The 11,109-nt window shown below is 66.7% G+C and carries 7 protein-coding genes, 1 pseudogene and 1 riboswitch; of the genes and pseudogenes, 6 read left to right on the top strand and 2 right to left on the bottom strand.

What is annotated here, in order from left to right:
- The 5 genes from cobJ to V7E09_RS12075 all read left to right on the top strand — a co-directional run.
- Window positions 1-868: precorrin-3B C(17)-methyltransferase (gene cobJ / locus V7E09_RS12090; protein ID WP_324523448.1), on the top strand; the 868-nt coding region annotated here is incomplete at its 5' end.
- The gene (locus V7E09_RS12085; protein WP_324512141.1) at window positions 865-1,656 is read left to right on the top strand and encodes a cobalt-precorrin-4/precorrin-4 C(11)-methyltransferase; all 792 of its coding nucleotides are present in this window, start codon (window positions 865-867) and stop codon (window positions 1,654-1,656) included. The genes cobJ and V7E09_RS12085, both read left to right, overlap by 4 nt.
- Before the next feature lie 358 nt (window positions 1,657-2,014).
- Window positions 2,015-2,629 (top strand): hypothetical protein, encoded by a 615-nt coding sequence (locus tag V7E09_RS12080; protein ID WP_324512142.1) that lies wholly within the window; start codon window positions 2,015-2,017, stop codon window positions 2,627-2,629.
- Between the two features lie 2,189 nt (window positions 2,630-4,818).
- Window positions 4,819-4,977: a DUF2599 domain-containing protein gene (locus V7E09_RS15735; RefSeq protein WP_442956887.1), complete on the top strand. Its 159-nt coding sequence runs from the start codon at window positions 4,819-4,821 to the stop codon at window positions 4,975-4,977.
- Window positions 4,978-5,402: 425 nt separating this feature from the next.
- Window positions 5,403-6,467 (top strand): FUSC family protein, encoded by a 1,065-nt coding sequence (locus tag V7E09_RS12075; protein ID WP_324512143.1) that lies wholly within the window; start codon window positions 5,403-5,405, stop codon window positions 6,465-6,467.
- Between the two features lie 384 nt (window positions 6,468-6,851).
- Here V7E09_RS12075 and V7E09_RS12070 read toward each other — a convergent pair whose 3' ends face one another.
- On the bottom strand, window positions 6,852-8,078 hold the full coding sequence (locus tag V7E09_RS12070; protein ID WP_324512144.1) for a hypothetical protein: 1,227 nt from the start codon (window positions 8,076-8,078) through the stop codon (window positions 6,852-6,854).
- Between the two features lie 40 nt (window positions 8,079-8,118).
- Complete coding sequence (gene cbiE / locus V7E09_RS12065) at window positions 8,119-9,393, bottom strand: precorrin-6y C5,15-methyltransferase (decarboxylating) subunit CbiE (protein ID WP_324512145.1); 1,275 nt, start codon at window positions 9,391-9,393, stop codon at window positions 8,119-8,121.
- Between the two features lie 88 nt (window positions 9,394-9,481).
- Window positions 9,482-9,557, top strand: a riboswitch (cobalamin riboswitch).
- 48 nt (window positions 9,558-9,605) lie between these two features.
- Between cbiE and V7E09_RS12060 the strand changes: the two are divergent.
- Window positions 9,606-10,589: pseudogene (locus V7E09_RS12060) on the top strand (ATP-binding protein); the annotation flags it as partial.
- Between the last annotated feature and the right edge of the window lie 520 nt (window positions 10,590-11,109).

Genomic DNA, 11,109 nt, shown 5'->3' with positions numbered 1-11,109 from the left:
CGCCGAGGACTCGGCCTCAGCGCGCCGAGGACTGCCGGTCAACGCGCCGAGGACTTCGGTTCAGACCATCGAGGACTCGGCCTTGGCGCTCGGAGGACTCACCTCCGGCGCCATCGCCGCCCCGCCGCCCGCAGCACTGCTCGTCGTGGGCCTGGGACCGGGTCCGGACCGCTGGATCACCCCCGAGGTCACTGCGGCCCTGGCCGATGTCGACCACGTGTTCGGGTACGGCCCCTACGTCAACCGGGTGCCGCAACGGGCGGGGCTGACGCGGCACGCGTCCGGCAACACCGTCGAGCGCGACCGGGCCCGCGAAGCCCTCGACCTCGCGCTGGCCGGGGAGCGGGTCGCCGTCGTCTCCGGCGGGGACGCGGGCATCTTCGGCATGGCCTCGGCCGTGTTCGAGGTGGCCGAGGATCCGGCGTTCGCGGGCGTCCCCATCCGGGTGCTCCCCGGGCTGAGCGCCGTCCAGGCCGTCGCCGCCCGCGCGGGCGCCCCCATCGGCGGCGACTTCGCGGTCGTCTCGCTGTCGGACCGGCTCAAGCCGTGGTCGGTCATCGAGAACCGGCTCGTCCACATCGCGCAGGCCGACCTGGTGCTGGCCCTCTACAACCCGGCGTCCCGCTCGCGCACCGAACAGATCGGACGCGCCCGCGAGGTGCTGCTGGCCCACCGCAGGCCGGAGACGGTCGTCGTCGTCGGACGCGACGTCGGTCGGTCCGAGGAGTCGCTGACCGTCACGACGCTCGGGGAGTTGGACCCGGCGTCGATCGACATGAAATGCCTCGTCCTGATCGGCGCGTCGGGCACCCGCGTGGGCCCCTCGGGCGTGTGGACGCCCCGCTTCGTCCCGGAGGAGTCCGCATGAGCGCGACCGTCCACTTCGTCGGTGCCGGACCGGGGGCCGCCGACCTGCTGACCGTGCGCGGCGTCCGGCTGCTGGAGTCCGCCGACGTGGTGCTGTTCCCGGGCACCTACCTCGACCCGGACGTGCTGGCCCACGTCAGCCCAGACGCCGACCTGGTCGACACCCAAGACCTCGATCTGGACCAGATCACCGACGCGGTGGTGGCGGCGTCCCGGGCCGGACGCGTCGTGGTGCGGTTGGCCTCGGGCGACCTGTCGGTGTACTCGGCGCTACACGAGCAGACCCGACGCCTGGACGCGGCGGGCGTCGGGTGGGACGTCACGCCCGGCGTCCCCGCCTACGCCGCCGCCGCGGCGGCGGTCGGACGCGAACTGACGGTGCCGCTGCTGGGCCAGTCGCTGGTCATCACCCGCACCCAGGCCCGCTCCACGGCCATGCCGACGGGGGAGTCCCTCGAAGCGTTCGCCCGGACGGGGGCCACCTTGGCGCTGCACCTGGCGATCACCCGCATCCGCGTCCTGATGGACGAGGTCGCCCCGATCCTGGGTGGGGACTGTCCGGTCGTGGTCGCCTACCGGGTCAGCCAGCCCGACGAACTGATCCTGCGCGGCACGGTCGCCACCATCGCGGACGCCGTCGAAGAGGCGGGCCTGCGGCAGGCCGCGGTCATCCTGGTGGGACGCACCCTGGACGCCGACCGTCCCCAGTGCGCCGAGTCCCACCTGTACGACCCGCACCGGGATCGGGGCGCGAAACGCTCAGGGGCGAAGCGACCGGCCGGCAGTTAGCTCCGGTTCGAGCTGAATGATTGCTCCCGTCCCAGAGGGCCTGGGAGCTCCTGACGTTCGGATCGCGAACCCCCAGAGTGCGGGAATCTAGACTTCGACGCTTGGGTTCCGTGCAATCAGGCGACGATCGGTACTCAGGTGATGAGCGGTCAGATCAAGATGGTGGTCAAGATTGACCAATGGGTATCTCGTCGGGGCCGACGTGATACCCCTCCTTAGGTGTCGCGTCGCTGCGCGATCGCTTGGTTTGCGTCAGGAATTGAGCTGTTCGGCTATCCGCACGGCGAGCGTATTTGGAGGTTGTGGGCGGAGTCTCCCCGGTGTAGTCTTCGTGCATCATCAAGTCGAGAGGATCGCAATGAAGCGTATACTTTCTGCAATCGCGTTGGGTGTCGCGATTGCCGCCGTCAATTCCCCAAGCGCTGCTTTTGCGGCTGAACCGGCCACCGTCAGCAAGCTATCCACCGTTTCAGCGGCTCTGTCGCCGGGGGCTCGAGCTGAGCTGTCGGCACTGTCGTCTAGTCAGCGCCAGCGGACTCTTGCGATCCTGGAGGATGCCAATTTTGGGGATCCTTCTCACGCGGTTGCGCTCATGAACAAGTACCCAGAGTTGAAAGTCGAAAACCTCGAGGGTGCGCAGGCAACTCGGGGCGTGGTGCAGCGAACCAGATATGTCGAACAGGCGTGGTCTATAATCGGGATTAACTACGCATCCATTCGCACCACCATCTCATTCACCTCGACCGAGCATCAGGTGGATGCCATCCTTAATTGCTGGAACTCTTCCTGGAACGCCGCCCCTAGCATTCGCTCGATCAATGGGAATAGCTATTCGCAATACAATCCCTCACTTGGGCAGGCTACCTGCAAGACCAATTGGGTCCTGAATCGGCTCGTTGGGGGTTCGTCTTCCGGAACTCAGGGGCTGAAGGTTGATGGCTATGGTGTGATTCTTCAGCGATGGTCGTTTTGAGGGGTGTCGGATGTCATTCACCCTTCCTGAAGTGGCAATTCTATTGTTGTGGGTGTTCGGAATCATTGTGAGTTGTTTGTTGGCCCGACACCTTCCTACCTCGCAGGCGGTAGCGACAGTTGTGGTGGCAATCTTCGTCCCTGTGTTGGGTTCGGTGCTTGCGGTGTTGATGTGGCTAGCCCAGCGAAAAGGGGCCACCAGTCCTCCATGTTGAGGCTAGTTCGGTACCCTGCGACGCCTGACCGACCGGAGGCTTTAGCGGCTGCGCTGGGCCTCCGGTCGATGTCAGGATCGAGCCCCGTGTAGATCCAGGGCCTGACTCAGGCGCGTCGCCAAGGTGAGCGACGTCGGGGCACTCTTAGTTTGGTATCGCATCGTTGCAAGGGTGGTTTAGACGTCTTGTATGGGCGGGCGCGTTGCGGTCACTTCTTGATGTGGGGCGGGCCTAGTTATGGCTCCACCGGCTTTTCCCCGCCCTTGCCCCGGCTGGCACGTTAGGCGGACGCAGGCCTCCCTGCGGGGCGTTCGCCGACACGCTGGCGTAGTAACCGCACCGCCGAGTGCGAGGCGCTGATTGTGTTCGCGAGGGCCTCATGAGCACGCCCGTCCGCTCTGTGGGTGGATTGGCCTGCGCATCTACCGGCGGGGGATATGACGGCCCCTGGCTTGGTGGGAACCGTTTTCGATAGTCTGCCCGCGCTCGCCCCCCCACTGGGAGGTCGTAACCCCAGAGATCCGCACCCGGGAGGCCACCGGGCTCGATCGTGGTCCTGGCGACCGGCATTGGCCTCATGGAGCGGGCGTCTCGTTAGCGGCGGGTGCCTGGCTGTCCCTGGGGCCAGTGGGGTGAGCATCTCGGGCGGCGTGGCGGCAGCAGCGCATCCGGCTGGCAGTCGTCCTCAGGGGAATCGGCGGAGTTTCGCCGCGCCACGCTGCTCTCGCCAGGGTTCCCGGAGTCTGCGAATGCGGGAGCCAAATAATCGATCCCTTCGGGGGAGATGTAAGGCCATGTCAAGCACTTGAGGTCCGCCGGTCGACCACAGGGTAGGTCTGGGGAAGATGGGAATGCTGCACAGGTGGGTGACAGGGGCAAGTCACCCAGCCTGACTGGCTGACGCGGTCATGGTGGTCTCCTACTGGATGGGGTCAATCATCCGAACGCGACTTGGCGCCCGCAGCAGTAGCAGGACTTCTCAATCCAAAGTGACGATCGCGATCTGGAGTTCGTCTCGGGTGGCGAGGTACGTCGGTCGAGGACGTTCCTGTGGGCCAGCGTGAGGAACGCTTCCTTGGCGTCGTTGTGCCCTGGCGGTACCGACCCGACCCATTGAGCCGACCGTATGGCGACGGTTGAGAGCATGGTCGAACTCACAGCTTCGGAGCTGCAACTCTCTCTGTCCGTGTGGACGCTTCGGGCGACATCGCCTCGATTGGCTCCGGCGTTGTTGAGCGCTGTCGCGACCAAGCGGGGCTTCATTCCTGAGTCGATGGAGTAGTCCACGATCCCGATTGAGTGGGCATCCTTGAATGCGCACACATATGCCCGCCTTAACTGGTCCAGTGTTCGGTGGTGTCCCCGATCCTGGGTTCGTTCGGTCCATCGACTTGGAACTTGTGGCGGATGTGGCCCTTGCGTTGGTGAGGACGCAAACGGTCGTCGCGGCTCGGTGACCCGGTCTCGTGCCGCCAGAGCCCGGCTTCTTCCGAACGCGCTTCACCAGCCGTTGTCCGAGCCAGGTCCATCATTATCCCCGGCGGATGCGCTCGCGAGAGGTAATCGGTCGCGGCGCAGGACCTCGACCGCTTGCTTGAGCTCCTTGTCCGGCGCTCCGCTCTCCGCAGTTCAGGCGACTGCCCTTCGGTGGAGCCGGATTGTCCGCGGTCCGCAATATCGAGCCTTATTCGTCCAGGAGTACAGCGTCGCGAGGCGGACCCCCAAATCACTCGCAATATGGCCAAGCCCTCTATCGAGCTCACAGATCTCTGCGACCCAAACAACACGGTCGAGGAACTCCCTGGAGCGTAGCTTCGTCACGGTGGACATCCTTCCACTCCAGCCTTCGGGGGTTGACACTCAGCGTTCACCTATCCTTGCAGAACTCCTTATTGGCTGTGGGCGGGTCACGCGCATAAGTTGACATCAGTGTTCGTATTCTTCCCCAGGAGGCAGGTATGCTCTAAGTACTCTCGTGGGGCGAAGGTCTACGCGTTCCGCGGCGGATACGACTGGGATGTGGTGGCAGTATCGGTGCCACGTGAGCTTTGCGCTGTGGAAGTCCCCTTGGAGTGTTGATCCGTCTTCGACAAGGGCGTCGTATATGGACTACGTGCGAAATGGCTGCCAATAATGAAACCGTGGCGGTGGCGGCTCGCTTGTGGCGCAGGCTGGGCGACGGCAGGGGCGTTCGCCCTCTTGTGGTTCGGAGTGGTGCGCGACGAATACCAGCTTCCGGACGGGCCCATACTAGCGTGGGTGTGGCTGCCCTTCGTGGCGGGATTGACGTGCATGGTTGTGGCGAGCTTGGTAGTACTTGTGGCGAGCTTAGGCGCATACGGGGTCGGTTGGACCCGGGTTGGTCTACGAAGAGGCCTGGTGTTCAGCGATGAGGTCACCCGGCCCCATGGCACCTAGAAGGCCACCGTCGAGCACGGCGTGGTCCTGCTGCGGCGCCGCTGAGCAGAACGGGGTGGGCGTGCGATTATCCTCGGGGCCGGTGTGGCGGAAGTGCCGTGAACACCTCGGGCCGCGAGGCGGCCCAGAGAGAGGAGTGCTGTGTCCGGGACGGTCGATCCTTACCCGTCCCTGAAGCGGTTCCTTCGGCTTGGCCCCTCCCGTGCCGATCATCTCCCCGCATTCCGGATCACCGCCGGGCTCGCTGTTCCGCTGATCTGCCTGCTGCTGATCGGACGCATCGACTGGGCGCTCTACGTTGGGTTCGGGGCGTTCACCGGCATCTTTTCCCGCGGCGAGCCGACGCGGCTCCGAGCCCGACGGCAGGCCCTCATGGGTGTCATCTTGACGCTGTGCGTCACCGTGGGTGCCACCATCGCCAGCATCGGGGAGCACATTCCCGCGGTCGCGGAGTTGTGGATCTCGCTGGTCGTGACCTCAGTCGTGGCCGGCGTGGTGGCGGTGGTGGTCCGGGTGCGCGGTATTCGCCCGGCAGGATCACTGTTCGCCGTGTTCTCGGTGGCCGCCGTGGCGTCCGCGCCACCCGCGGCGTCAATCCCCGTCGCGGCCCTGCTCGCCGGGTCGGTCGCAGCCCTGTGCGTCGTCCTTGGCATTCTTGGCCAGTGGCTAGGGGAAGCGCACCACGGTCAGGATCCTGCACCGCCAGCGCCAGTTCCCTGGTCGGCGCGCTGGGCGGACGCGGGGCTGTTTGCGGCGGTGGCGTTCGCTGCGGGGGCACTCGCCGCACTGGCGCGCATCAGCCACCCCTACTGGGCGCAAATCGCCGCGATCGTGCCGCTGTCGGTTACCGGGACGTGGGCCCGAGTCGAGCGCGGCATCCACCGGGTCGTCGGCACCTGCGCGGGCGTCGTGGTCACCGCGTTCCTGTTGTCGTTTCCGTCGCAGCCGTGGCAACTCGTCGTGTGGGTGGTGCTGCTGCAGTTCCTGGCCGAACTGTTCGTCTTGCGCCACTACTCGCTCGCCCTCTTGTTCATCACCCCGCTCGCCTTGCTGATGGTGCAACTGGGTTCCCCGCAACCGGTCATCCCGCTTCTGCAGGTGCGCATCATCGAAACGGCCATCGGCGTGACCGTCGGGCTGGCCTCGGTGTCCCTGCTGTTCTTTGCGCGGCGGCTTCACGCCAGGAGCATCCCCGCGTCGCGGTGACGCCGCTGACGAAGCTCAGTCCCGGTACCGGAGCAGCTCGAGGAATCCTGGAGGAGCATTAGGTGAAGTGAAGCATGGGGTCCCAGCTGTAGCGATGTGGCCTACCTTCTCCAGGCCACCCCTGAAGTACTGCCGAACGGCCCCGTCGATCCCGGCGATCTGGCTCGAGCACCTTCACGAGGGCGTTGCTCTCCCGGCCGAGGGGCCGCATTGCTGGGACGATCTCACTGAGAAGAGCCGCTGCCTGAAGGCCGCTGGAACAGGTGACACCAAGACTGTCGAATTCAACAACGGGTGGTGCCGATTCGCCAACGTGGGTGCGCCTGACGTGGCGAGGTCCCCTAGGTCATTGAGGGCGAACCACACATTTCTTGTGGCCGCGGTTCACGTGGTCCCATGAACTGATTTCATCGCTGGATTCTTGGGCCTTGCTTTCTGGGTCCGACGGAACGCCCGGGGGCGTCCGATGCGTAGCCGCCTTGTCTGCGCCCGTGGAGAGGTGGAGGGGCCTCGCGGAAATTCTTGCTGGAACTGTGTGCGCGCATAAAGTTGTTCGTCTTGGGTCTTGGTGGTTTGTTCCTCCACGGAGATGGTGTGCTGCGCCATGACATGCAGGATTAGTTTGCCACCGGCTAGATTGCAGGCGAAGAGCCCGCTGGAGCTGACACCAACTAATGCAACAAGGAGAACGATGAATGCGAAAAGGGTGATCTCTCCCTCGTAGAATAGTGCCAGCGCAATCGAGCCGCCCGGCAGTATGAGTGCTAGCACGAAGAGCCCCTGAATGAATCGCCAGGAGTGGTGTGCTGACAGCGCAGCCTTAAGGCTGAGTTTAAGCTGAATAAACCAGGATGCGGGTAGGGCGACAGCAAGAGCCGTACAAAGGAGCCATCGGATCGGCAGGGAAGACGGGGCTGCGTAGATAATCGCGGTCTTCGCGATAAGAAGAAGCAAGAGAGGAACGACTATCACGCGTGCTGCTATGACTCTGCGGGAGGCCTGTCGAATGGTCATGTCGAACGGGATTGCGGTCTCATTGCAAAGGTTTCTGGAAAGCTTCCTCGCCATATGGGCGCGGTCGGCCGAGAGTCGGCGGGCAGTCCAGAGCGCCGATTCGTTCAATGGAGTGAGCCCCATCATGGAGGCTGAGAGGGTGGCGATGAATAGAAGGGAGGACGCGCGCAATAATTCACTCGGAATCCATAACAAGATGACGGCGAAGGTTGCGCTAGGCAGGGCCGTGATGAGGCAGCAAATCATGGAGAGAAGGGAGATTGCGCGGGACTGTGCCTCGGCATGCGGACTGACCGGTCGTGAGCGAGCGATTCCCACGGCGATGAAGAGTGCGACACAAACCCCTAATGCTCCCTGGGAGGCGGCCAAGGCGTCTTGTGGGAACGATGGGCCGAGAGTGTTCTCGAGTGTAGCGAAAAGGTTTTGAGGCTGACTGGCAGTCAGCAGCCACGCAAATTCCACAGCCAAAGAGAAGGCTAAGGCCCAAACGACTCCCACCATAACTGCTGAGGTGCGTAATAGTCGACGAAATTCACTGGATGTGAGGCCAAACCATTCGGTGGAGGGGGTTTCAGAGGGATTCGCGCTCAGTGGCATGGCGAAAGGATAAATCGGGCGACTGACACTTCAGGGCCCCCTAGCTAGAACTAGGCGAGGTGGTCGATCTCGCTCGATGCAGTAGCGAACCGTCCCGCCGCTCGGTAGACCATGCCCACTGCGTCACGCGGCGGGCGGGCTTCCAACCGGTGAACGTGCCGATGGGGGCCGCGGTCTCGACGCTGATCCGGGTGAGTTCGCCGCCGAGTTCGGCGTAGCGGGACGCCAACAGCACCTCGGTTTCGAGGGTGACGCCGTGGACGACCAGGCGCCCCCCCGGACGCAGTGCGTCCAGGCAGCGGTCCAGGACGCCCGGGACGGTCGCTCCGCCGCCGATGAAGATCGCGTCGGGGGCGGGCAACTCGGCCAAGGCGTCGGGGGCGGCCCCATGGACGACCTGCACGGTCGGGACGCCGAGGGACGCGGCGTTCTGTTCGATGCGGGCGGCGCGCGTGTCGTTGGCCTCGATCGCCAGGGCGCGGCAGGTGGGGTGTGCCCGCGACCATTCGATGCTGAGCGAACCTGCTCCCGCGCCGACGTCCCACAGCAGCGCGCCCGGGGTGGGGGCCAGCCGGGCGAGCGCGGAGGCGCGCAGGTCGCGTTTGGTGAGTTGGCCGTCGTTGGCGTACGCGTCGTCGGGGAGCCCGGCCGTCCAGCCGTAGCGGTGCGGGCCTACCAGTTCGATGCCGACCACGTTGAGGCGGGGCGGGTGGGCGTCCCAGGTCTCGGCGGTGGCATCGATCCGGGACGCCCGCTCCGAGCCCAGATCGCCGAGGACGTGCAGGACGCTGGCGCCATAACCGGCACCGAACAACAGCCCGGCGATCGCCGCCGGGGTGGTCTCATCGGAGGACAGCGCAAGGATCCGGCGTCCGGGCGCCAACTCGCGGGCCAAGAGCGCGACGGGACGCCCGACCAGGCTCACGACGGCGCACTCCTCGGCGGACCAGCCCAGTTCGGCGCGGGCCAGCGCCACCGAGGACACCGCGGGAACGACACGGACGGCGTCAGGGCCCAGCAGGCCGATCAGCGTGGTGGCGATCCCGGACGCGAGCGGATCCCCGGACGCGAGCGCGACGACTCGCCCCTGCGGCAACGAGGCCAGCAGCGCGGGCAGACCGGCACGGAGCGGGGACGGCCACGGGAGCCGCGAGGCGGCGGAGGCGTCCGGGACGAGCCCGAGCTGACGCGGTGAGCCGATCAGGACGTCCGCCTCGGCGACCAGCGCCCGCGCGTGATCACTCAGGCCTGACACACCATCGGCGCCGATACCAACGACAGTGATCGAGGAGGGGGCGCGACGTTCGGTGGGCACCTCACCACGCTATCGTGGACGACGGCACGAGGTGCCCCCGAGTGGACGGCCGACGGAACCGGCGGCGCGGCAACGACGGGGAGAATCTGGGAAGCCGGTGAGAGTCCGGCACAGGCCCGCTGCGGTGAACCGAGCCCGAAAGGGACTCGGCCAGTCCGAAGACCGGCCCCGCGCCACGACGACCACGTTGGCGAACAGAGCGGGAGCCTCACATGCCACAGCAGTACCCCTTTTCGGCCATCGTCGGCTGCGAAGCCGACCACCTCGACCCGATGGGGCTGGCCCTCATCTTGTCCACGATCTCCCCGGAGATCGGCGGGGTGCTGATCCGTGGCGAGAAGGGCACCGCCAAATCCACCGCCGTGCGTGCGCTGGCCGCCGTCCTGCCGCCCGTCGACGTCTACGAAGGCGACCGGTTCTCCATCGACACGGACGATCCTTCCGCGGTCTCTCTCGACCTGCCCGACCGGGACGCCGCCACGCGCACGTCGCGTCCGGTGCGGCTCGTCGAACTCCCGGTCGGCGCCACCGAGGACCGCGTCCTGGGCTCCCTCCAACTCGAAAGCGCCCTGTCCAAGGGTGAGGTGACGTTCGAGCCGGGCCTGCTTGCGCGCGCCCATCGCGGCATCCTCTACGTCGACGAGGTCAACCTGCTCCACGACCACCTCGTCGATCTGCTCCTGGACGCCGCTGCCATGGGCCGGGCGACCATCGAACGCGACGGCATCTCCGTCGAGCACGCCGCCCGCTTCGTCCTGATCGGCACCATGAACCCTGAGGAGGGCGAACTGCGGCCCCAATTGCTGGACCGGTTCGGTCTCACCGTCGAGGTCGTCGCCCCCCGCGAACCTGGACGCCGTGTCGAGGTCGTCCGCCGGCGGCTCGCCTTCGACGCCGACCCGCTCACGTTCGCCGCATCCTTCGCCGCCGACGAGGCCGCGTTGCGGGCCCGCATCGGTCAGGCTCGCGCCCGCCTGGCGGGGGTGAAGCTCAGCGACAATGCGCTGGCCGCGATCGCCCGCGTGTGTGCCGGGTTCGAGGTGGACGGCCTGCGCGCCGACATCGTCACCGCCCGCGCGGCGGTCGCGCACGCCGCCTGGGCCGGACGCGACACCGTCACCCGCGCCGACATCCGCCAGGCCGCCCTGCTGGCGTTGCCGCATCGCCGCCGCCGCAACCCGTTCGACGCCCCGGGGCTCGACGAGGACCTCCTCGACCGTCTCCTGGGGGATGAAGAGCCGGATCCCGACGACACCCCACCCGAGCCGCCCACCGACGACCCGGCACCCGAGGATCGTCCGCCGGAGGACTCCGACAGCGCCGACCAGCCCGACACCGACCCGCCACAGCCCGACACCGACACCTCCCAGCCGGACGCGCCGCCGCCCGGCCCACAGGATCAGGCCGAGGCGCCGCTCGACGTGCCCCCGCCGCTGCCCCCCGAACTCGGCAACGACCAGCCCTCCGGTGAGGGCACCGACAAGATCGCCGCCGCGGCAGCGCCCTATCGGCCGCGCCTGTTCGCCGTCCGCGGGGTGGGCGCGGGCAGCGCCGGACGCCGTAGCCGCGCCCTGTCCACGCAGGGGCGACGCATCGGCGCCGAACCCGCCACCTCCGGGGCCGGGTCGCTGCACCTGGTGGAAACCCTCATGGCCGCCGCCCGCCACCAGACCCCCCACGCCGGGGGGCGCCGCCGCGTCCAGTTGCGCGCCGAGG

Origin of the sequence: Propioniciclava sp. (assembly GCF_036744435.1) — a bacterium.
Classification (GTDB): Bacteria; Actinomycetota; Actinomycetes; order Propionibacteriales; family Propionibacteriaceae; genus Propioniciclava.
This window is presented reverse-complemented; position numbering and strand designations above follow the sequence as displayed.